This window comes from uncultured Paracoccus sp. (assembly GCF_937873615.1).
In the GTDB taxonomy this organism is placed as follows: domain Bacteria; phylum Pseudomonadota; class Alphaproteobacteria; order Rhodobacterales; family Rhodobacteraceae; genus Paracoccus.
This window is the reverse complement of the sequence record NZ_CALMYP010000035.1, coordinates 12,247-33,054: the sequence shown is the minus strand read 5'-3', so window position 1 is coordinate 33,054 and position 20,808 is coordinate 12,247. Positions and strand designations below refer to the sequence as shown.

The following is a 20,808-nucleotide window of genomic DNA, read 5'->3' as shown; positions in this document are numbered from 1 at the left end:
TACACATTAGAGGACGACATGCTTAAACTCACCATTCCCATGATCTTCATCTCGCTGCTGCTCAGCGCCGCGATCTTCGGTTTCTTTTATGCCTGGGTCTGCTCGACCATGTGGGGCCTCGACAGCGCAGAACCACGCGTGGCCATCGCGGCGATGCAGGCGATGAATGCCTCGGTGCGCAATGCCGTCTTCTTCCCCGCCTTCTTCCTGACGCCCTTGGCCCTGGCGATCACCTGCGGCCTGCTTTACGGCCCGCAACGCGCCCCGGCGCTCGCCTTCGGTGCTGCGGCGCTTGTCTATCTGTTGGGCGGGCTGATCCTGACCATGGCCGTCAACGTGCCCATGAACGAAGCCCTGGCGCTTGTGACCATCCCCGACGACCCCGAGGCCGCAGGCGAAATCTGGCGCACCTATTCGGAGCGCTGGCAGGTCTGGAACATCACCCGGACCGTGGCCTCCGGTGCCGCCTTCCTGCTGGCCGCCTATGGCACCTTCCTGATCGACCGCAACGCGCTCTGAGGCATTCTGTCGCGGCGGGGCTTTCCACGCCCTGCCGCGCGGATTAATCTCTGGCGCATGGATATCCTCGACAAGATCAAGAGCTACAAGCTCGACGAAATCGCCGCCGCCAAAGCCGCCCGCCCGCTGGCCGGGATCGAGGCTGCGGCCCGCGCCGCATCCGCCCCGCGCGGCTTTGCCGCCGCGCTGACGGCGAAGGCCGAAACCGGCTATGGGCTGATCGCCGAAATCAAGAAAGCAAGCCCCTCCAAGGGGTTGATCCGAAAGGACTTCGACCCACCCGCCCTGGCCCGCGCCTATCAGGCCGGCGGGGCCGCCTGCCTGTCGGTCCTGACCGATGCGCCCAGTTTTCAGGGCGCGCCGGAATACCTCAGCGCCGCCCGAGACGCCACCGATCTGCCGGTTCTGCGCAAGGATTTCCTCTATGATACCTATCAGGTCGCCGAGGCGCGCAGCTGGGGCGCCGATGCGATCCTGATCATCATGGCCTCGGTCGAGGATACGCTCGCCGCCGAGTTGGAAGACGCCGCCCGTCATTGGGGCATGGATGCGCTGATCGAGGTCCATGACCGCAGTGAGCTCGACCGTGCGCTGCGGCTGAAATCCCCACTGATCGGCGTGAATAACAGGAATCTCAAGACCTTCGAACTCGATCTTGCCGTCACCGAAAGCCTGGCCGACGGCCTGCCAACCGATCTGCAACTTGTCTGCGAAAGCGGGCTGTTCAGCCGCGCCGATCTTGACCGCATGGCCCGCGTCGGGGCAAGGCGCTTCCTGATCGGCGAAAGCCTGATGCGGCAGGCCGATGTGACCGCCGCCACCCAAGAACTGCTGGGCATCGCATGAGCCTGACGCATTTTGACAAGCAAGGTCAGGCACATATGGTCGATGTCTCGGAAAAGCCGAGCAGCAGCCGCACCGCCATTGCCGAAGGGCTTGTCATCATGCGCCCCGATACGCTGGCGCTTGCACAGGGCGGCGCGGCCAAGGGCGACGTGATGGGCGTGGCCCGGCTCGCGGGGATCATGGCCGCCAAGCGCACTGCCGATCTGATCCCGCTATGCCATCCCTTGCCGCTCAGCAAGGTCGCGCTGGATCTGGTGCCCGACGCAACGCTGCCGGGCATCCGCATCACCGCGACGGTGCGCACCACCGGCCAGACCGGGGTCGAGATGGAGGCGCTGACCGCCGTCTCGGTCGCCTGCCTGACCGTCTATGACATGCTGAAGGCAGCCGAGAAATCCATGCGTATCGAGGGCATCCGCCTGTTGCAGAAATCCGGCGGAAAATCAGGGGATTACAACGCGAAATGATCACGGTTGACGAGGCATTGGCGCGGGTGCTGGCACTCGCCGGCCCGGTCCGCAGCGAGGAAATTCCGCTGACCGAAGGGCTGAACCGCGTCCTGACCGCCCCGGTCCGCGCCCGGCTGACGCAACCGCCTTTCAACGCCGCCGCCATGGATGGCTATGCGATCCGGCGCGCCGATCTCGATCTGGCCCTGCCGGTGATCGGAGAGGCCGCCGCCGGTCGCCCCTGGCAGGGACAGGCCGCGCCCGGCACGGCGATACGCATCTTCACCGGCGCACCGGTGCCGGATGGCTATGACATGGTGGTCATGCAGGAACATATCCGCCGCGAGGGCGACGTGATCCGCATCGAGACCCGCAACAGCAACGACAATATCCGCCCGGAAGGCGCTGATTTCAGGACAAATTCCGAATTCAACCCCCGTCGCCCGCTGACCCCGCGCGATCTCGCCCTGATCGCGGCGATGAACGTGGACCGGATCAATGTCGCCCGCCGCCCCCGCGTCGCCATCATCGCCGGCGGGGATGAGCTTGTCCCCCCCGGAACCGAGCCCGGCCCCGGCCAGATCGTCAGTTCCAACGATATCGCTATTGCGGCCATCGCCGAACAAGCCGGCGCCCGGGCCGAAAGCCTGCCGCTGGCCGCCGATACGATGGAAAGCCTGCTCGACCGTTTTTCCCGCGCCGCGGATGCCGATCTGATCGTGACCATCGGTGGCGCCTCGGTCGGGGACCACGACCTGATCGCGAAGATCACCGAACAGATCGGGATGGAGCGCGCCTTCTACAAGATCGCCATGCGGCCGGGAAAGCCGCTGATCGCCGGCCATATCGGCGATAGCGCCATGATCGGCCTGCCGGGAAATCCTGTATCGGCAATTACTTGCGCGGAACTTTTTATCCGTCCGCTGCTGCGCGCGATGCAGGGCCTGCCCCCCGAAGACCGGCTGCGCGAAGGCCGTCTCGGTGCCGATCTGCCACCCGAGGGGGACCGCCAGCATTACCTGCGCGCAAGGCTGGCGCGGGACGGGGCCGATACCATCGTCACCCCGGTCACCAGCCAGGATTCCGCCCGGCTCGGCCTTCTGGCCGAGGCCGATGCGCTAATCGTCCGCCCTGCCGGCGATGCCGCGAAGCAGGCTGGCGAGAAGGTGCGGTTCATTCGCCTCGATTAACCGTTTCTTCAGCATCAATGCGTCAGACTGTTGACGGAATCGGGATGTCATGCCAGAACATTACCTGAACGCCGAAGCAACGGGGCCGGAACATGCTGACCAAGAAACAGATCGAGCTGCTGGAATTCATCCAGAAACGCATGGCGCGGGACGGCGTTCCGCCCTCCTTCGACGAAATGAAGGTGGCGCTCGATCTCAGGTCGAAATCCGGCATTCACCGGCTGGTCACGGCGCTTGAGGAACGCGGTTTCATCCGCCGGCTGCCGCATCGGGCGCGGGCGCTGGAAATCCTGCGCCTGCCGGACGCGCTGGCGAAATCCGCCCCCGGTTTCTCGCCGCGCCTGATCGACGGCGACAAGAAGACCGCCGCCCCGCAACCCTCCGGCGCGTTCGAGGTGACGGCGGATGCCTTTCAACTGCCGGTCATGGGCCGGATCGCGGCGGGCGTCCCGATCGAGGCGATCTCGGAAGTTTCCCATAACGTGGCGGTGCCGGGCAGCATGATCTCTGGCCGCGAAAACCACTACGCGCTGGAGGTGAAGGGCGATTCCATGATCAATGCCGGCATCAATGACGGCGATATCGTGGTGATCCGCGAACAGGACCTGGCAGAGAACGGCGATATCGTCGTGGCCCTGATCGAAGGAAGTGAGGCGACGCTGAAATATTACCGCCGCAAGGGCGCGATGATCGCGCTCGAAGCCGCCAACCCAGCCTATGAGACCCGCATCCTGCCCCAGGACAAGGTGCGCGTTCAGGGCCGCCTGGTCGGGCTGATCCGCAGCTACTGATCGGCGGCTTGGGTAACCCCATGAGCCACGACCTTTTATGGTCGCATGAGAATATGGCCATCACTTCTGTTTCCGCTCCGCCACGCGCGGAAAATGCGGTTGGCGCGGCCGGTGCGACGCCTGATTGGCCAAGGTCCTGGTCACGATGATCTCATCTGCCCGCATTTGACCGCACAGATGACGGCGAGGCGGTCGCGTCGGGGACAGCTGTGATCGTCACCTGTCCCGCGCCCGGCGATTGCCGCAAGGCACACGGCGCGCTATGCGCATTGACGGTAAAACGCCGGCAAGACGAAGAAGGACAGACGCCATGCAACCAGCCTGGGCCATCGGCCTGATGACCGGAACCGTTCTGGATGGGTTCATCGATATCGCCATGCTGCGCACCGATGGCGAGACCATCGCCGAATTCGGTCCATGGGAGCTTGCGCCCTATCCGACCGATATCCGCGACCTGCTGCGCCGGACCTTCGACGCCGCGCGGGACTGGAACTTCACCGGCCTCGAACCCGCGATCTTCCGTGAGGCCGAGATCGCCCTGACCGAGGCCCAGTCCGAGGCCGTCAACCGCTTCGTCGCCGCCCATGGATTTGCCGCGCGGGATATCGCAGCGGTCGGCTTCCACGGCCAGACCGTGCTGCATGTCGCACCAAAGCACGGCAGGCGCGGCCATACCCGGCAATTGGGCGATGGCGCCATCATGGCCGAACGAACCGGCATCGACGTGGTCCATGACTTCCGTTCCGCCGATGTCGAGGCAGGCGGCCAGGGCGCGCCGCTCTCGGCGATCTATCACCGGGCGATGCTGGCGCGTATCGGCGCCGGCCCCGATACGGTGATGCTCAATCTCGGCGGGGTGGCCAATATCACCTGTTTCGACGGGCAGGAGATGATGGCCTTCGATACCGGCCCGGCCAATGCCCCGGTCAATGACTGGATCCGCGCCCGCACCGGGGCCGAGATGGATTTCGACGGCAGGATCGCCGCCAGAGGATGCGTCGACGAGGCGCGGCTGGCGCAGCTTCTGGAACATCCCTTCCTGTCGGCACCCTTCCCGAAATCGCTCGACCGTTTCGATTTTCCTGCCAACATGGCCGACGGGCTGGGGCTGGAAGACGGCGCCGCCACCCTGACCGCTTTCACCGCCGGCGCGGTCGGCAAGGCGCTGGATCTGCTGCCTGTTCGTGCCCGGCGGCTGGTGGTCTGCGGCGGCGGACGCAAGAACCCGCATATGATGGCCGAACTGGCCCGCCGCACCGGCACCGAGATCACGCTTGCCGAAGCGGCCGGCCTGCGCGGCGACGCGGTCGAGGCGGAATGCTTTGCCTTCCTGGCCATGCGCGCGATGCGCGGGTTGCCGATCAGCTTCCCGCTGACCACGGGCGTCCCCGCCCCGCAAACTGGCGGTCGCATCGCGCGGCATGAGACTGGTCAGGGCTGACGCAACTCTGCGGCACCGGAACCGATATTGCGCCGCAGGCCTCAAAAGGCTCGTCAGATCAACGAAAGACATGCTGTGGTAGGCCCGGAGGGACTTGAACCCCCAACCAAGGCGTTATGAGCGCCCTGCTCTGACCATTGAGCTACAGGCCCGCCGATGATCACGCCCTGACTAGTGACAGCCGGTGCGGCGGTCAAGTATCTGCGCCCTGCCCGCGCTCGGGTCGGGTCGGCTGGAACGGACGAACGCGCCTTTCTCTGACCTGTCATTCGTTTCTCAAACCTACCGGCCTCGGGTTGACGCCGCGCACCCGGCGCGGCACCGCCGTCATTCGCCGCAGCCGTCGAACCGAAGGCGGTCGACGCAAACTCTGCGGATCTCTCACCCGAGGGGGTTTCTGGTGCGCGGTGAGGGAGTCGAACCCTCACGCCGTTAGGCGGCGGTGTTTGAGACCGCTGCGTCTACCATTCCGCCAACCGCGCACTGGCGCATTAACTAGAGGAGATCACCATGCCCGTCAATCCGGCTGGCCCGTGCCTCGCCAGGCAAAACGGGCCGCGACACGACAAGGATCGCAAGCCATCGCAGGACGCTGTGCAGGGGCGACTGGCGGCATCCACCCTGACTTGACACAAGTGGCGCATGTGGCAAAACAGTCCAGTCACGCAAAGGAAAGATCATGTCGCATGGTGCCCTTTGGGGCCTTCTTCTGGGCACCCTGCTGCTTGCCGGCTGCGGCGATGACAGTCGCGATTATCCGGCCCTGATCCCCACCGACCAGCTTCTGGCAGAGCCCGCCATTCCCGGCCATGCCGGGATCGCGACCGGCAGTCCCGACCAGGTTGCCTCGGATCTCGCTGCGGCGGGTGCCGCCCTGAACGTCTCATCCGCGCAGGTCACCGCCGAAGCGCCCGTCGATCCCGCCCTTGCCGACCGCGCCGCCACCCTGCGCCGGCGTGCCGACACGCTCTCCAATACCGATCTGTCCTGCGAGGATCCGCTGAATCCGGCGGGGTGCTAGGCGCGCCGCCCGTTTACCACGGCGCCTTCCAGTCGCATTCGCGGCTGTCGCGCGCATTCAGCAGGAAGGTGGTCTGTCCGCCCGGCACGCGGTCTGCGATGTCGCGGCGGCCGGGTTTGTCGCAACTGCCATCGTCGCGCGCGATGCCCTCGACCGGGTCGGCACGCAGGCCGGGGGTCGACAGCCGCAACCGGCCATCCTGACCGAGCCGGGATATCAGCCCGCCCGCTTCGCAATCGTCGGATACGCAAGACATCGCCTCGCCCTCGTCCCAGCAGGCGAGATAGGCGAAAAATTCGCGCGGATCGTCCCGGAAGCGGACGCGGATATCCAGCGTGACTGCATCGACCTTCGGCGGCATGTGGAAGACGGCGCGCATATCGGCGACCTGCTGCGCCGGATTGGCCGAGAGATGCTCTGGCGTATAACTCCGACCATAACATGCCTCTCGCGCCGGGGCCGGGGCGGCGAGCAGGGTGGCCAGAAGAAAGGAACGGATAAAAGCAGTCATGACATGCCTCGAACCTGAAAACGGGGCGATCATGCCTGCCGGGGGCCGGAAAGAAAACAGGGGCCGCGCGGGCCCCTGTTTCCGGTTCAGTTCGCAGGCGCCGCCAGACCCGGCGGCGGACCTGCCAGCGGGTCGAGCCCGCCCGAGGCCGGGGCCGCTGCGCCATCCGCAGGGGCCTCGGTCGGGGCCGGTGCTTCGGTCGGGGTGCCGAAATTCGGCGGACCACCGAGATCGCCCAGACCGCCGCCAGCATTGGCCGGGGCATCGCCCCCGGCTGTCCCCGGCGCGGCACCGCCGCCGAAGGGCGCGCCAAGGCCGCCCAAGCCGCCAAGCGAGCCGAAGCCGCCATCCGCACCGCCCATCGGGATGCTGATCTCGACATTCTCCATATCCACCGGCGCGCCCTTGTAGTGCATCACCAGACCCGGGAACATGATCACCACCGCGATCATCGCGATCTGGATGAAGACGAAGGGCACCGCACCCCAGTAGATCTGGCTCGACTTGATGCCCTCGGTCATCTTGCCGGTGACACGGTCGGCATAGGCCTCGCGCGGGGCGACGGATCGCAGATAGAACAGCGCGAAGCCGAAGGGCGGATGCATGAACGAGGTCTGCATGTTCACCCCGAGGATCACCCCGAACCAGATCAGGTCGATGCCGAGCGCCTCGGCCGCCGGGGCCAGAAGTGGCACGATGATGAAGGCCAGTTCGAAGAAGTCGAGGAAGAAGGCCAGGAAGAACACCATGATCGAGACCACGATCAGGAAGCCGTATTCGCCCCCCGGCAGCGAGGTCAGCAGATGCTCGACCCAGATATGGCCGTTCACCCCATAGAAGGTCAGCGAGAAGACCCGCGCGCCCACGAGGATGAACATCACGAAGCTGGCCAGCCGCGTGGTCGATGCCAGCGCCGAGCGGATCACTTCGAGGTTCAGCCGCCCCTTCATCGCCGAGAGCACGAGCGCCCCGACCGCACCCATGGCCCCGCCTTCGGTGGGCGTGGCCCAGCCGAGGAAGATGGTGCCCAGCACGAAGAAGACAAGCGCCAGCGGCGGCACCAGCACGATGACCACCTGTTGCGCCAGCCGGCTGGTCAGGCCAAAGCCCTGCCCGTCATGCCAGGTGAAGTCGATCATGCCGGACAGGACCTTCATGATCGCCTCATAGACGATGAAGGCCAGAATGGCGCCGCCGAAGACGGCGGCGATCAGCACGCCGGTGCGGGTGTTGGTGCTCAGCGCCTGGACCGAATCGAGTCCGTTGACGAAATGCAGCAGCCACCAGCCCAGGACCGCGCCGACCGCGCCGGCTGCGACCTTCAGGAGGAAGCGCCAGCCCTCCTTGTCGGCCATGGCCATCAGGAACATCGCCGCCACGGCGGCAGCCGCGCCAAGGATGTCGGCGTTATTTCCATGCACCGGGCGCAGATAGTGATGCGCGCCATAGAAGATCGCCCCGCCGATGATCAGCAGCACGAACAGCGACATCACCCCCGAACCCAGCGTGCGCGCCTCTTTCGGCAGGGCTGGCACCGCGCTCGGGCGGATGATCGACATCACGAAAATATAGCCGAGATAGATGATCGTCAGCACCAGGCCCGGGATCAGCGCGCCCTTGTACATGTCGCCCACCGACCGGCCCAGCTGGTCGGCCATGACGATCAGCACGAGGCTGGGCGGAATGATCTGCGCCAGCGTCCCCGAGGCCGCGATCACGCCCGAGGCCAGCCGCCGGTCATAGCCATAGCGCAGCATGATCGGCAACGAGATCAGCCCCATGGCGATGACCGAGGCCGCAACCACGCCGGTCGTCGCCGCCAGCAGCGCGCCGACGATAACCACCGCATAGGCAAGCCCGCCGCGCACCGGCCCGAACAGCTGGCCGATCGTGTCCAGCAGATCCTCGGCCATGCCGGATTTCTCCAGCAGGATGCCCATGAAGGTGAAGAAGGGGATGGCCAATAATGTCTCGTTCGACAACACCCCCCATAAGCGGTCCGGCATGGTGCCCAGAAGGTTCCAGTCCAGATAGATGGTGCCGCCCGACAGCGGCGCCAGCTCCACGCCGATGACGAAGAACAGCAACCCGTTTGCCGCCAGTGCGAAGGCCACCGGATAGCCGAACAGCAGAAACAGGATCAGCGAGGCGAACATGATCGGCGCCATGTTCTGCGCAATAAGTTCCATCATGCGCGGGTCCCCCGGCTGTCATCGTCTTTTTCAGCGGCAAGGAATCCCGATTCGGCGCGCAAGGCCTCGTCGATCTCGGGCGGGACGTGATGGCCGGATACGGCATGCTTGTCCTCGATCAGGCCCCGCATCACCGCGATCTTCTTGATGATCTCGGAAATGCCCTGAAAGAACAGCAGCACGAAACCGACCAGCAGGATCGTCTTCGCCGGCCAGAGCAGCAGACCCCCGAAGCTGGCCGAGCCCTCGCCCCGCTCATAGGAGCGCAGCGCATAGGGATAAAGGTAATAGACCATCAGTATGGTGAAGGGCATCAGGAACAGCACATGCCCGATCAGGTCGATCCAGTGCTGCACCTTCCGCGACCAGGCGCCATAGACCAGGTCGATTCGGATATGTTCGTTTTCCAGCAGCGTATAGGCCGCCGCCCCCATGAAGGCGGCGCCGTAAAGATACCACTGCAGTTCCAGCCACATGTTCGAGGATGTGTTGAAGATCTTGCGCACGATCGCATTGCCGGCGCTGACCACCACCGCCAGCAGGATCAGCCAGGACACCGCCCTGCCAACCACGGTATTGAAGCGGTCGATGCCGCGAGCCAGGCCCAATAGGCCACCCATCTGAAATCCTCCCTTTTCCAACGCGCCTCGTTCGTCGGGCGCGCGGTGTCTTTCGATTGTTCCGTCATATCCCGACGCAAGCAGGCGCGATACCCAAAACTTGTTACAGTTTCAATGGCGGCCCCTGACCCCGCCACCACAACCCACGGTTACGTTACGTCCCGTTAACCCATCGGATCACATCTTGTGTGACGGCGCATTTCGCCTAACCTTGCTCCATTCCGGCGCAGAAACAGGCGCCATACCAATTGGGAGAATAACATGACCCGTTTCATGATCAGCACGGCCCTGACCTGTCTCTTGGCCCTGCCCGCCGCCGCCGCGACCGTCGCGGCAGGCGACGAACTGGCCGAGACGCAGCAGTACAACTTCTGGCTGCTCGACGCGATCAAGACCACCGACCCGCAGAAGAACACCGATGTCGAAGGATCCGACATCCTGCGCCAGCTTTTCGAAGGGCTGATGAACGAAGACCAGAAGGGCGCCATGGTGCCCGGCGTGGCCACCGAATACACCGAATCCGATGACGGGCTGACCTATACGTTCAAGCTCCGCCCCGAGGCCAAATGGTCGAATGGCGAGCCGGTGACGGCGCAGAACTTCGTCGATGGCTGGCAGCGCGCCGTCGATCCGGCGACCGCCTCGGAATATGCCTGGTTCATGGAGCTGATGAACATCACCAACGCCTCCGAGATCGTCGCCGGCAATGCCGCGCCCGATACGCTGGGGGTGAAGGCCGTGGACGATCACACACTGGAAGTCACCCTGACCAAGCCCACGCCCTATTTCGTCAAGATGGTCTCGCATCCGACCACCTTCCCGGTGCTGAAATCGGTGATCGACGAAAAAGGCGACGCCTGGACCCAGCCCGGCAATCTGGTCGGCAACGGCGCCTATGTGCTGACCGGCCACAATCTCGGCGTCGACATCACGATGGAAAAGAACCCCGAATACTGGGACGCCGCCAATGTCGTGCTGGACAAGCTGACCGGCATCACCGTGAACGACCAGAACATCGCCCTGACCCGCTACGAGGCCGGAGAGCTCGACCGCTTCCAGATCCCCGCCGGCCAGTATCCGCGCCTGAAAGAGCAATATCCCGATCAGGCCATCTCGCTGCCCTATAGCTGCTCCTATACCTATCTCATCAACGTCTCCGACAAGGGCCGCGAGGAGTTGAAGGACGTCAATATCCGCCGCGCGCTGGCATTGGGCCTCGACCGCGACATCATCGTGAACCAGGTCCTGCAGGGTGGCCAGAAGCCGGCCTATAACTGGACCCATTGGGCGATGGAGGGCTTCGAGATGCCCGATATCGCCATGGCCTCGATGAGCCAGGCCGACCGCACGGCGGAAGCCAAGCAACTGCTGGAAGCCGCCGGTTACACCCCGGACACCCCACTGAACCTGACGCTGAACTACAACACCTCGGAAGATCACAAGAAGATCGCCGTGGTGGCCCAGCAGATGTGGAAGCCGCTCGGCGTGAACCTGACGCTGAACAACATGGAATGGAAGGTCCATACCGACCGCATGCAGAACCAGGATTTCGAACTGGCCCGCTATGCCTGGTGCGCCGATTATAACGAGGCCTCGACCTTCACAGACTATTTCCGCTCGACCGGCAAGAACGAAGGCAAGTTCAATAATGCCGATTACGACAAGCTGCTGGACGAGGCGGTGACCTCGGAAAACCCGAACGACCAGTACAAGGCTGCCGAGGCGATCCTGGCCGCGGAACAGCCGCTGATCCCGATCTACCACTATGCCAAGGTCGACATGATCAAGCCCTATGTGAAGGGCCTGCCCCTGGAGAACGTGATGCAGAGCTGGTACGCCAAGGACATGTATATCACCAAGCACTAGGCCTCGTGCCGCGACGTTCCGGCCGGGGCGGGCTTGACCGCGCCCCGGCCGATCTGCACCCTCGCCGGCTTTCCCGCCCGCGCGGCGCTTTGGGGGGACATGACAATGTTCGGTTACATTCTGCGACGGCTGGCGGTGGCGATCCCGACCCTGCTTCTGCTGATCGTCTTTTCATTCCTGCTGATGCATGCCGCCCCCGGCGGCCCCTTCACCCAGGAACGCGCCCTGCCCCCGCAGGTGCTGGCCAATCTGGAGGCGAAATACGGGCTCGACGATCCGCTCTGGCGGCAGATCTTCGATTACGTCTGGCGCATCGTCACCGATTTTGATTTCGGCCCCAGCTTCGTCTATCCCGACCGCACGGTGAACCAGATCATCGCCGCCGGCTTCCCGGTGACGCTGACCTATGGGCTTCTGTCCTTCCTGCTGGCGGTGCTGGTCGGCGTCACCCTTGGTGCCGCCGCCGCGATCCGCCAGAACAGCTGGCTCGATTACCTCGCCGTCGGCATTTCCATCGGCGCGCAGGTGCTGCCGAATTTCGTCATGGCGCCGATCCTGGTGCTGGTCTTCACGCTGATCCTCGGCTGGCTGCCCGGCGGCGGGTGGAGCTTTTCGGACCCGAGTTTCTGGATCATGCCGGTGATCGCGCTCGGCACCTCCTACATGGCCTCGATCGCCCGGATCACCCGCTCCTCGATGCTGGAAGTCCTCGGCTCCAACCACATCCGCACCGCCCGCGCCAAGGGCCTGCCCCCGCGCAAGATCATCATGCGCCACGCGCTGAAACCCGCGCTTCTGCCGGTGATTTCCTTCCTCGGGCCGTGCTTCGTGTCGATGATCACCGGCTCGGTGGTGATCGACATGTATTTCTCGACCGGGGGGATCGGGAAAAGCTTCGTCGATTCGGCGCTGAACCGCGATTACGCGGTGATGATGGGGATCACCATCCTTGTCGGCGCGCTGACCATCCTGTTCAGCCTGCTGGTCGATATCCTGTATGCGTGGATCGACCCGAAGATCAGGTATTGATGCCATGACCATGATAGAACACGATAAAATAAAAGGCATGTCGGACCGCATGGCGGCTGCTGAAGTCAGGGGCCGCAGCCCTTGGGCCGATGCCCGCAGGCGCTTCCTGCGCAACCGCGCCGCCATGGTGGCGCTGTTCGTGCTGGCCGGCGTGATCCTTTTCGCCCTTTTCGGCAGCCATTTCGCCGCATGGAGCTACGATTCCATCGACTTCTCGGTCATGGGATCCGCCGCCACGCAGGGCGCGCCCTCGATGGCCAACGGCCATTACTTCGGCACCGACGATCTCGGCCGCGACATCTTCGCGCGCACCGTGCAGGGCACCCAGATCTCGCTGATGGTGGGCATCGTCGGCGCAGGCGTGGCGGTGATCGTGGGCACGCTTTACGGCGCCACCTCGGGCTATGTCGGCGGGCGCACCGATCAGGTGATGATGCGCCTTGTCGATATCCTGATGTCGATCCCCTACATGTTCGTGCTGATCCTGCTGCTGGTCATCTTCGGCCGCCGGATCGAGATGCTGTTTCTCGGCATCGGCTTGATTTCATGGCTGGAAATGTCGCGCATCGTGCGTGGCCAGACCCTGACGCTCAAGAACCGCGAATTCATCGAGGCCGCCCGCGCCATCGGCGTCCCCTCATGGCGCATCATCATCCGCCATATCGTCCCGAACCTGCTGGGCGTGGTCGCGGTCTATGCGACGCTGCTGGTGCCGCTGATGATCCTGACCGAAAGCTTCATCAGCTTCCTCGGCCTCGGCGTGCAGGAGCCGCTGACAAGCTGGGGGGCGCTGATCTCGGAAGGCGCGGGCACCATGCGCTACGGCACCATCTGGCAACTGGCCTTTCCGCTCGGTTTCTTCTGCGTGACGCTCTTCGCCTTCTTCTTCATCGGCGACGGATTGCGCGACGCCCTCGACCCGAAGGACCGCTGAGATGGCGCTTCTGGACATCAAGGACCTCAACGTGACCTTCGCCACCAATGATGGTGAGGTCCATGCCGTGAACGGCATCAACCTGTCGCTGGAACGGGGCGAGACGCTTGGCATCGTCGGCGAATCCGGCTCGGGCAAGTCGCAGCTGGCCTTCGCGGTCATGGGGCTGCTGGCCAGGAACGGGCGCGCCACCGGCAGCGTCAGCTTCGACGGGCAGCAGATCCTGAACGCGCCCCTGAAGACCCTGAACCGGATCCGGGCCGAACATATCGCCATGATCTTTCAGGATCCGATGACCTCGCTGAACCCCTATATGCGGGTCTCCGACCAGATGGCCGAGTCGCTGATGCTCCATCACGGGCTGTCGAAATCGGCGGCGGTGGCGGACGCGATCCGCATGCTCGACGCGGTGCGCATTCCCGACGCGGCGGGGCGCGCCCGGCTTTACCCGCATGAATTCTCGGGCGGGATGCGCCAGCGGGTGATGATCGCCATGGCGCTTCTGTGCCAGCCCGAGGTGCTGATCGCGGATGAACCCACCACGGCGCTGGATGTGACCGTGCAGGCGCAGATCATGGCGCTGCTGGCCGAATTGCAGGCCGAACTCGGCATGGCGATGATCCTCATCACCCACGATCTCGGCGTCGTCGCCGGATCCTGCGAACGCGTCGCCGTCATGTATGGCGGTCGCATCCGCGAGGAAGGCCCGACCGGGCCGATCTTCGCCGATCCGACCCATCCCTATACCAAGGGCCTGCTGGCGGCGATCCCGCGCGTCGATCAGAAGGGCGACAGGCTGTCGGCCATTCCCGGCAGCCCGCCCAACATGTCGAACCCGCCGCCCGGCTGCGCCTTCTGCCCGCGCTGCGATTTCGCGCTGGAATGCTGCGCGACCGAGCGCCCTGTGCTGACCGGCTTCGCGCCGGGCCGCACACGTTCCTGCCATGTCGCCATCGACACCGTCCGCGCCGGTATCCCCGACACAGAACAGGAGACCGCCCCGTGACCGCGAAACCGCTTCTCGATGTCTCCGACCTGCGCGTCACCTTCCCGATCCGGCGCGAGGGCGACATGCCCTGGACACCGCCCCGCCTGCTTCACGCCGTGGGCGGCGTCGATTTCACCCTGAACCCCGGCGAGACGCTGGGGATCGTCGGCGAATCAGGTTCCGGCAAGTCGACGCTGGCCCGCGCGCTGATCGGGCTGGCCCCCGCCACCGGTCGCGCCATCTGGCAGGACGGAACCGAGCTGATCGGCCTGTCGGCCCGGCAGATGCTGAAATACCGCGCCGATATCCAGATGGTGTTTCAGGACCCGCTCGCCTCGCTGAACCCGCGCATGACCGTCGGCCAGATCATCGCCGAGCCGCTGACCACCCATCATCCCGGCCTTTCGCGCGATCAGGTCAAGACCCGCGTCAAGCAGATGATGGAACGCGTCGGCCTGCTGCCGAACCAGATCAACCGCTATCCGCATGAGTTTTCCGGCGGACAGTGCCAGCGCATCGGCATCGCCCGCGCCCTGATCGTGGAGCCGAAGCTGATCATCTGCGACGAGCCGGTCTCGGCGCTCGACGTGTCGATTCAGGCGCAGGTCATCAACCTGCTGGCCGATCTCCAGCGCGATCTCGGCCTTGCGCTGATCTTCATCGCCCATGACCTGTCGGTGGTGAAGCATATCTCGGACCGGGTGCTGGTCATGTATCTGGGCCGGGTGATGGAAATCGCGCAGGCGAATTCCCTCTATGCCACGCCCCAGCACCCCTATACGCAGGCGCTGCTCTCCGCCGTTCCGGTCCCCGACCCGGAGCTTGAGCGCGCGAAAACCATCATCCCGCTGGCCGGAGAGCTTCCCTCGCCCATGGCGCCGCCCTCGGGCTGCGTCTTCCGCACCCGCTGCCCCCGCGCGCAGGAGGCCTGCGCCGCCACCCCGCCCGCGCTTCTGGGCGAGGCGCAGCACCTGACCGCCTGCCATTTCCCCGGCCCGCTGACACCGCAGGAAATCGCCCGTGCCGTGGCCGAACCGCAACCGGCATGAAAAGGCCGGGCCGATCCCCCGATCGACCCGGCCCGCAGGCTCTCGGTTGCTGCCCGATCAGGCCGGCTGCTGCGAGGCCTCGGCGCCAATTGCATCGCCCTCAACCTCGGCCTTCGCACCCATGCTTTCCGGCAGAACCAGCGACAGGATGATCGCAGACAGCCCGGCCAGCGTGATCGGCGTCGCCACCACCTGCTTCAGGAAAACCGGCAGATGTTGCGTCGCCTCGGGCACCAGAACCACCCCGAGCGCAAGGCCGAAGCTGACCGCGATGATATAGATGCGGCGCTGATCCATCTCCTCGGAGGCCAGAATGCGGATCCCGGCCACCGCGATGGTGCCGAACAGAACCAGCGTGGCCCCGCCCAGAACCGGCTTCGGCACCACCAGGAACAGGCTGCCGATGACGGGGAACAGGCCCATGATGACCAGAAAGCCTGCGATCCACAGCCCGACATGACGGCTGGCCACCCCGGTCATCTGGATGACACCGTTATTCTGCGAAAAGGTCGTATTCGGAAAGGTGTTGAAGACCGCCGCAATCGCCGAATTCACGCCATCGCCCAGCACCCCGCCCTTGATCCGGCTCAGGTAAAGCGGCCCTCTCACCGGCTGCCCCGAGATGATCGAATTGGCGGTCAGATCGCCCGACGTTTCGATTGCTGTCACCAGGTAAAGAAAGGCCAACGGGATGAACAGGCCAAGATCGAAGTCCAACCCGAACTTGAACGGCACCGGCACGGCAAAGATCTGCGCATTCGCCACCGCGCCGAAATTCACCATGCCCAGCGGAATGGCGATCAGCGTGCCGATGACCAGCCCGATCATGATCGCCGAGATCCGCAGCATCGGCTTGCCCAGAAAGCTCAGCACCAGGATGATCGTGACCACGATGAAGCCCATCAGCAGGTTTCTCGGCGCGCCCAGCTCCTCGCCCGCGCCGGCCCCGCCGGCAAAATCGGTGAAGCCGGTGCGCACCAGGCTCAGCCCGATGATGGTGATGACGATCCCGGTCACGGTGGGCGTGATGATGCGCTTCAGCTTGTCCAGGAATTGCGACAGCACGATCTCGATCACGCAGCCGGCAAGGCAAAGCCCGAAGATCATCGCCAGAATTTCCTCAGGCGTGCCGCCGGCATTCTTGACCGAAAAGCCGGCTGCGATGATCGCGCCCAGAAAGGCGAAGCTGGTGCCCTGCAGGCTCAGCAGTCCCGAGCCGACCGGACCGATCCGCCGGCACTGGATGAAGGTGGCAACGCCCGAGACGAAGAAGGCCATGGCGATCAGATAGGGCACATGCTCCCCCAGCCCGAGCGCGCCGCCGATGATCAGCGTCGGCGTGGCAATCCCGACGATGGAGGCGAGCACATGCTGGATCGCCGCCAGTGCTGCCTTGTCCGGCGGCGGCACATCGTCCAGCCCATAGACGAGGTTTCCCAGTTGATTTGCCATGATGCTGCCCTTTACGCGATGAAGAAACTTTACCGTTCGAGTTTTGACGCGCGACAAGTTCGCCCGCAAAGCTTGCCGGGGCTTTTTCCGGGCCGGTTCATCGTCAATCGCGAATCTGCCCCGCTCAGGGCAGGAATGGACAAGGCTTGCGCAAACCCGAAAGCGGCGACGGCTGAACGGCGCGCCGGGGCCCGCTCTGGCGGGACCGCCCTGTATCGACGCCATATGGACGCAGTATGCACAGGATATGCACATGAATCTGCCCGGCTTTCAGACAGGCCGCGCGGCGATGCGGACTTCATCGACCCTGTCGAAAAATCCTTCTTGACCAGCCGCCTGCCGGGCCGCATGCTTGGGGAAATTGCGACATGCAGACGGCATTCAGGCCCCCTGCCCGCGTCCTGCGGGTGCGGGGCCTTTTGCGTTTGCGCCAGGAAGGAAGACCATGAAACGCGCCGTCGAAATCGGCATTCTCCTGTCCCGTTCAGGCGGCTATAGCGCGATTTCCAACGCCAGCTACGCTGGCGTTGCCGCCGCCATCGCAGGGGTCAATGCCGACCCGAATCTCGGGGTCGAACTGATCCCGGTCGCGCGCGATCCCGCCGGCCAGATCGACCTATATGCGCCGCTTTGCCGTGAAATCCTGCGCAATAGCAGCGCCCGCCACATCATCGGCACCATCACCTCATGGAGCCGCAAGGAAGTGCTGCCGGTGCTGGAACGCGCTGCTGCGACGCTGTGGTATTCCAGCCCCTATGAGGGGTTCGAGGCCTCGGATCACATCGCCTATATGCATGCCTGCCCGAACCAGCATCTGCTGCCACTGCTGGACTGGGCGATGCCGCGCTTCGGGCAGCGGATGCATCTCGTCGCCTCGAATTACATCTGGGGATGGGAGGTCAATCGTCTCGCGCGCGAGGTGGTGACCACGGCCGGCGGCGAAGTCACCGGCGAACGGCACCTGGCGCTTGGCGAGACCGACGTGCGCGGCATGGTCGATGAAATCGCCGCCCTGCGCCCTGATTTCGTGCTGAACTCGCTGATCGGGCCGTCGCAATATGCCTTTGTCGCGGCGATGCGGCCGCGCCTGCCCGATATCCCGATCCTGTCCTGCAACCTGACTGAATGCGAGCTGTCGCGGATGGGCGACGCGGCCGAGGGGCTGATCGCGGCCGGTCCCTATTTTCACGCGCCCGGCAGCGCCTTCGCCAATTCGCACGAGGCCGCCGCCCATGCCGCGATCCGCGAGATGGCGCGGCTGTTCGATGCCCATCCGGGTGGCGAGCACCTGCCGCTGGCCGAGCTTCTGGCGCTCGATGCCGGTGCCGGGCCGGTCGATGCGCAGACCCATCACGTCTCGTTGCCGGTGCTGATCGCGCAGGTTCGGGACGGCGCCTTCAAGGTCCTTCACCGGCTGCCGGCGCGACCGGGCGATCCCTACCTGACCCGGCCCGAACGCAACCGCCCCAGCCTGCGGCTGGTGACATGACCCGGCGGTTGCGCATCCTCGATCTCGCCGGGGCGCGGGCGGCGATCCTGCATCGCCCCCATGCGACGGTGACGGCGCTGGAACGCCAGTTGCGCGCCATCGGCCTGTCGGTCGAAAGCGGCTGGCCCGACCTGCCGGCGGCGGGGCGCGAGGTGGATTTCCTGTTCTTCGATGTCGATATGGGTTTCGATGCGCAATTCCCCTGGGCGCCGGGGCAAAGCCCGATGCCGATGATCGCGCTGATCGGGTCCGAGGCGCCGGGCCGGATCGAATGGTCGCTGTCGCATTCCGCCCATGCGCAATTGCTGAAGCCGGTGGGCGATAATGGCGTCTATTCGGCGCTGCTGATCGCGCGGGCAGCTTTCGCGGCCCTGCACGGGCAGGCGGCCCGCATCTCGGAGCTGCAGGGCCGGCTGGCGGCGCGCGAAACCGTGGTGCGCGCGGTCATGGCGCTGATGGCCCAGGGGATGAGCGACGAGGACGCCTTCGCCAGCCTGCGCCGCATGGCCACCGACCGGCGCGAGAGCTTCGAGGCCGCCGCCGCCCGCATCATCGCCCGCCATGACGACCCGCAACGAAACGGAGGCGGTCAATGACCGACATCACCACCCAGACCGCCCCGCCCGCCCGCACCGAGCGCGGCGCTTTGGGGCGGCTGCTGCGCCGCCCGCTGGCCCTGCTGGGACTGGCGCTGATCCTGCTGATCGTCGGCTCGGCCATCGCCGCGCCCTGGCTGGTCAGCTATCCACCGGATCAGCAGAATTTCGACGGGTTGACGCTGGAAGGCGCGCCGCTGCCGCCAGGCGGGCCGTGGCTGATGGGCACCGACCTTCTGGGCCGCGACCTGTTCTCGCGGCTTCTCTACGGGGCGCGGACCTCGCTGATCATCGGCATTCTCGCCAATGGCATCGCCGTGGGGCTTGGCACCGTGGTCGGGCTGACGGCGGGCTGGGTGCGGGGCTGGACCGGTAATCTGCTGATGCGCTTCACCGATCTGATGATGGCCTTCCCGGCCCTGCTGCTGGCGATCTGCCTGGCGGCGATCTTCAAGCCCTCGCTGTGGATCGTGGCCCTGGTCATCGCCATGGTGAACTGGGTCCAGACCGCCCGCGTCGTCTATACCGAAACCACCGCCCTGACCGAGCGCGACTTCATCGCCGCCGAGCGCACGCTTGGCGCGTCGGGCGCGCGCATCCTCTGGCATCACCTGCTGCCGCATCTTTGGCCGACGATCATCGTCTGGGCGACGCTGGGGATTTCCACCACCGTGCTGCTGGAGGCGACGCTGTCCTATCTGGGCGTGGGCGTGCAGCCGCCGACGCCAAGCTGGGGCAATATCATCTTCGAGAACCAGACCTATTTCCAGTCGGCGCCCTGGCTGGTCTTCATCCCCGGCGCCGCGATCCTGCTTCTGGCCCTGGCCTTCAACCTGGTGGGGGACGCGCTGCGCGAGGTCCTCGACCCGACGCAAAGGGGGCAGCGCTGATGGCGGCTTACCTGATCCGGCGGCTGATCCAGTCGGCGCTGATCCTTCTGGGCGTCAGCGTCATCACCTTCCTGCTGCTTTACATCCTGCCCGCCGACCCGGTGCGCCAGATCGCCGGCCGCTCGGCCACGCCCGAGGTGGTCGAGAATATCCGCCGCCAGCTTGGCCTCGACCAGCCGGTCTGGGTGCAATACGGCCATTACCTCTGGGGGCTTTTGCATGGCGATATGGGCCGCAGCTATCTGCAGCGCAGCGAGGTCGCGACCCTGATCGCCGCCCGCCTGCCGGCGACGCTGCAACTGATGCTGGGCGCGATCCTGGCCGAATTGCTGATCGGGCTGACGCTTGGCGTGATCGCGGCGCTGAACCGCGGCAAGCCGCTGGATACCGGGCTGATGATCGCCAGCTTCGCCGCCGTCTCGGCGCCGCAATTCGTGGTGGCGCTGCTGCTCCTTTACGTCTTCGCGGTCAAGCTGGGCTGGTTCCCGATCGGCGGCTATGGGACGCTGTCGCATCTGATCCTGCCCTCGATCACCATGGGGATCATGGGCGCGGGCTGGTACAGCCGGATGATGCGCTCTTCCATGCTGGACGTGCTGCGCGCCGATTACATCCGCACCGCCCGCGCCAAGGGCCTGGGCCGGATGCGCGTCGTGCTGCGCCACGCCCTGCCCAACGCGATCCTGCCCATCATCGCCATGATCGGCATGGATATCGGCATCTTCATGGGCGGGGTCGTCGTCGTCGAAAGCGTCTTCGGCTGGCCCGGCATCGGCCAACTGGCCTGGCAGGCGATCCAGCGGGTCGACATCCCGATCATCATGGGGGTCACCATCACCTCGGCCTGCGCCATCGTGCTGGGCAACCTGCTGGCCGACCTCATCACCCCATTCATAGATCCGCGCATCAAGCTGCGCTGACAACAGGAGAGGACG

20 protein-coding genes and 2 tRNA genes are annotated in these 20,808 nt (G+C 65.1%); 16 read left to right on the top strand and 6 right to left on the bottom strand.

Features of this window, described 5'->3' with window-relative positions; all coding sequences use genetic code 11:
* Window positions 1-18: 18 nt before the first annotated feature.
* The 6 genes from Q0330_RS09715 to Q0330_RS09690 all read left to right on the top strand — a co-directional run bounded on the left by Q0330_RS09715 (window position 19) and on the right by Q0330_RS09690 (window position 5,236).
* A complete protein-coding gene (locus tag Q0330_RS09715; RefSeq protein ID WP_299477971.1) occupies window positions 19-519 on the top strand; it encodes an anthrone oxygenase family protein in 501 nt (166 codons plus the stop codon).
* 57 nt (window positions 520-576) lie between these two features.
* Window positions 577-1,365 carry an indole-3-glycerol phosphate synthase TrpC gene (gene trpC, locus Q0330_RS09710; RefSeq protein WP_299477968.1) on the top strand — a complete coding sequence of 263 codons (789 nt, stop codon included), beginning with the start codon at window positions 577-579 and terminating at the stop codon, window positions 1,363-1,365.
* Window positions 1,362-1,832 carry a cyclic pyranopterin monophosphate synthase MoaC gene (gene moaC, locus Q0330_RS09705; protein WP_299477966.1) on the top strand — a complete coding sequence of 157 codons (471 nt, stop codon included), beginning with the start codon at window positions 1,362-1,364 and terminating at the stop codon, window positions 1,830-1,832. The genes trpC and moaC overlap by 4 nt, the downstream gene beginning before the upstream one ends.
* Window positions 1,829-3,004: a gephyrin-like molybdotransferase Glp gene (gene glp / locus Q0330_RS09700; protein ID WP_299477963.1), complete on the top strand. Its 1,176-nt coding sequence runs from the start codon at window positions 1,829-1,831 to the stop codon at window positions 3,002-3,004. The genes moaC and glp overlap by 4 nt, the downstream gene beginning before the upstream one ends.
* A 92-nt stretch (window positions 3,005-3,096) precedes the next feature.
* Entirely contained in the window at window positions 3,097-3,795 is a 699-nt protein-coding gene (lexA, locus tag Q0330_RS09695) for a transcriptional repressor LexA (protein WP_299477960.1), read from the top strand.
* A gap of 310 nt (window positions 3,796-4,105) precedes the next feature.
* Entirely contained in the window at window positions 4,106-5,236 is a 1,131-nt protein-coding gene (locus tag Q0330_RS09690; RefSeq protein WP_299477957.1) for an anhydro-N-acetylmuramic acid kinase, read from the top strand.
* A 76-nt stretch (window positions 5,237-5,312) separates the two neighbouring features.
* Here Q0330_RS09690 and Q0330_RS09685 read toward each other — a convergent pair.
* Window positions 5,313-5,388 (bottom strand) — tRNA-Ile (locus tag Q0330_RS09685).
* A gap of 246 nt (window positions 5,389-5,634) precedes the next feature.
* A tRNA-Leu gene (locus Q0330_RS09680) sits at window positions 5,635-5,718 on the bottom strand.
* Window positions 5,719-5,915: 197 nt separating this feature from the next.
* Here Q0330_RS09680 and Q0330_RS09675 point away from each other — a divergent pair.
* Window positions 5,916-6,257: a hypothetical protein gene (locus tag Q0330_RS09675; RefSeq protein ID WP_299477954.1), complete on the top strand. Its 342-nt coding sequence runs from the start codon at window positions 5,916-5,918 to the stop codon at window positions 6,255-6,257.
* Window positions 6,258-6,270: 13 nt separating this feature from the next.
* On the opposite strand, the gene Q0330_RS09670 is transcribed toward Q0330_RS09675, so the two are convergent.
* The 3 genes from Q0330_RS09670 to Q0330_RS09660 form a co-directional block, all read right to left on the bottom strand.
* Window positions 6,271-6,768: a hypothetical protein gene (locus Q0330_RS09670; protein WP_299477951.1), complete on the bottom strand. Its 498-nt coding sequence runs from the start codon at window positions 6,766-6,768 to the stop codon at window positions 6,271-6,273.
* An 86-nt stretch (window positions 6,769-6,854) separates the two neighbouring features.
* Window positions 6,855-8,960, bottom strand: coding sequence for a TRAP transporter large permease subunit (locus Q0330_RS09665; RefSeq protein ID WP_299477948.1), 2,106 nt, complete (start codon window positions 8,958-8,960; stop codon window positions 6,855-6,857).
* A complete protein-coding gene (locus Q0330_RS09660; RefSeq protein ID WP_299477945.1) occupies window positions 8,957-9,580 on the bottom strand; it encodes a TRAP transporter small permease subunit in 624 nt (207 codons plus the stop codon). Before Q0330_RS09660 ends, Q0330_RS09665 begins: the two co-directional genes overlap by 4 nt.
* A 261-nt stretch (window positions 9,581-9,841) precedes the next feature.
* Here Q0330_RS09660 and Q0330_RS09655 point away from each other — a divergent pair, with 261 nt between their 5' ends.
* From Q0330_RS09655 to Q0330_RS09635, 5 genes are all read left to right on the top strand, one after another.
* On the top strand, window positions 9,842-11,446 hold the full coding sequence (locus Q0330_RS09655; protein WP_299477942.1) for a peptide ABC transporter substrate-binding protein: 1,605 nt from the start codon (window positions 9,842-9,844) through the stop codon (window positions 11,444-11,446).
* Between the two features lie 105 nt (window positions 11,447-11,551).
* Complete coding sequence (gene oppB / locus Q0330_RS09650; RefSeq protein ID WP_299477939.1) at window positions 11,552-12,475, top strand: oligopeptide ABC transporter permease OppB; 924 nt, start codon at window positions 11,552-11,554, stop codon at window positions 12,473-12,475.
* Window positions 12,476-12,485: 10 nt separating this feature from the next.
* A complete protein-coding gene (locus tag Q0330_RS09645; protein ID WP_299478121.1) occupies window positions 12,486-13,409 on the top strand; it encodes an ABC transporter permease subunit in 924 nt (307 codons plus the stop codon).
* A 1-nt stretch (window position 13,410) separates the two neighbouring features.
* Complete coding sequence (locus tag Q0330_RS09640) at window positions 13,411-14,415, top strand: oligopeptide/dipeptide ABC transporter ATP-binding protein (RefSeq protein WP_299477936.1); 1,005 nt, start codon at window positions 13,411-13,413, stop codon at window positions 14,413-14,415.
* Entirely contained in the window at window positions 14,412-15,446 is a 1,035-nt protein-coding gene (locus Q0330_RS09635) for an oligopeptide/dipeptide ABC transporter ATP-binding protein (RefSeq protein ID WP_299477933.1), read from the top strand. The genes Q0330_RS09640 and Q0330_RS09635 overlap by 4 nt, the downstream gene beginning before the upstream one ends.
* Window positions 15,447-15,503: 57 nt before the next feature.
* On the opposite strand, the gene Q0330_RS09630 is transcribed toward Q0330_RS09635, so the two are convergent.
* Window positions 15,504-16,898, bottom strand: coding sequence for a nucleobase:cation symporter-2 family protein (locus Q0330_RS09630; protein WP_299477930.1), 1,395 nt, complete (start codon window positions 16,896-16,898; stop codon window positions 15,504-15,506).
* A 445-nt stretch (window positions 16,899-17,343) separates the two neighbouring features.
* Between Q0330_RS09630 and Q0330_RS09625 the strand changes: the two genes are divergently transcribed.
* Genes Q0330_RS09625 through Q0330_RS09610 form a run of 4 tightly spaced genes read left to right on the top strand, consistent with a single transcriptional unit; the run spans window position 17,344 to window position 20,793 of the window.
* Entirely contained in the window at window positions 17,344-18,387 is a 1,044-nt protein-coding gene (locus tag Q0330_RS09625; protein ID WP_299477927.1) for a transporter substrate-binding protein, read from the top strand.
* Entirely contained in the window at window positions 18,384-18,983 is a 600-nt protein-coding gene (locus Q0330_RS09620; RefSeq protein WP_299477924.1) for an ANTAR domain-containing protein, read from the top strand. Before Q0330_RS09625 ends, Q0330_RS09620 begins: the two co-directional genes overlap by 4 nt.
* Complete coding sequence (locus tag Q0330_RS09615; RefSeq protein ID WP_299477921.1) at window positions 18,980-19,873, top strand: ABC transporter permease; 894 nt, start codon at window positions 18,980-18,982, stop codon at window positions 19,871-19,873. Before Q0330_RS09620 ends, Q0330_RS09615 begins: the two co-directional genes overlap by 4 nt.
* Window positions 19,873-20,793 carry an ABC transporter permease gene (locus tag Q0330_RS09610; RefSeq protein ID WP_299477918.1) on the top strand — a complete coding sequence of 307 codons (921 nt, stop codon included), beginning with the start codon at window positions 19,873-19,875 and terminating at the stop codon, window positions 20,791-20,793. Before Q0330_RS09615 ends, Q0330_RS09610 begins: the two co-directional genes overlap by 1 nt.
* Window positions 20,794-20,808: the final 15 nt, after the last annotated feature.

Coding starts and splice junctions, on each gene's coding strand:
- Q0330_RS09670 (WP_299477951.1), bottom strand. CDS start 6,768: ATGACTGCTTTTATCCGTTCCTTTCTTCTGGCCACCCTGCTCGCCGCC.
- Q0330_RS09640 (WP_299477936.1), top strand. CDS start 13,411: ATGGCGCTTCTGGACATCAAGGACCTCAACGTGACCTTCGCCACCAAT.
- Q0330_RS09690 (WP_299477957.1), top strand. CDS start 4,106: ATGCAACCAGCCTGGGCCATCGGCCTGATGACCGGAACCGTTCTGGAT.
- Q0330_RS09660 (WP_299477945.1), bottom strand. CDS start 9,580: ATGGGTGGCCTATTGGGCCTGGCTCGCGGCATCGACCGCTTCAATACC.
- oppB (WP_299477939.1), top strand. CDS start 11,552: ATGTTCGGTTACATTCTGCGACGGCTGGCGGTGGCGATCCCGACCCTG.
- moaC (WP_299477966.1), top strand. CDS start 1,362: ATGAGCCTGACGCATTTTGACAAGCAAGGTCAGGCACATATGGTCGAT.
- Q0330_RS09620 (WP_299477924.1), top strand. CDS start 18,384: ATGACCCGGCGGTTGCGCATCCTCGATCTCGCCGGGGCGCGGGCGGCG.
- Q0330_RS09675 (WP_299477954.1), top strand. CDS start 5,916: ATGTCGCATGGTGCCCTTTGGGGCCTTCTTCTGGGCACCCTGCTGCTT.
- Q0330_RS09630 (WP_299477930.1), bottom strand. CDS start 16,898: ATGGCAAATCAACTGGGAAACCTCGTCTATGGGCTGGACGATGTGCCG.
- Q0330_RS09665 (WP_299477948.1), bottom strand. CDS start 8,960: ATGATGGAACTTATTGCGCAGAACATGGCGCCGATCATGTTCGCCTCG.
- Q0330_RS09610 (WP_299477918.1), top strand. CDS start 19,873: ATGGCGGCTTACCTGATCCGGCGGCTGATCCAGTCGGCGCTGATCCTT.
- Q0330_RS09615 (WP_299477921.1), top strand. CDS start 18,980: ATGACCGACATCACCACCCAGACCGCCCCGCCCGCCCGCACCGAGCGC.
- Q0330_RS09655 (WP_299477942.1), top strand. CDS start 9,842: ATGACCCGTTTCATGATCAGCACGGCCCTGACCTGTCTCTTGGCCCTG.
- Q0330_RS09715 (WP_299477971.1), top strand. CDS start 19: ATGCTTAAACTCACCATTCCCATGATCTTCATCTCGCTGCTGCTCAGC.
- glp (WP_299477963.1), top strand. CDS start 1,829: ATGATCACGGTTGACGAGGCATTGGCGCGGGTGCTGGCACTCGCCGGC.
- Q0330_RS09625 (WP_299477927.1), top strand. CDS start 17,344: ATGAAACGCGCCGTCGAAATCGGCATTCTCCTGTCCCGTTCAGGCGGC.
- lexA (WP_299477960.1), top strand. CDS start 3,097: ATGCTGACCAAGAAACAGATCGAGCTGCTGGAATTCATCCAGAAACGC.
- Q0330_RS09645 (WP_299478121.1), top strand. CDS start 12,486: ATGATAGAACACGATAAAATAAAAGGCATGTCGGACCGCATGGCGGCT.
- trpC (WP_299477968.1), top strand. CDS start 577: ATGGATATCCTCGACAAGATCAAGAGCTACAAGCTCGACGAAATCGCC.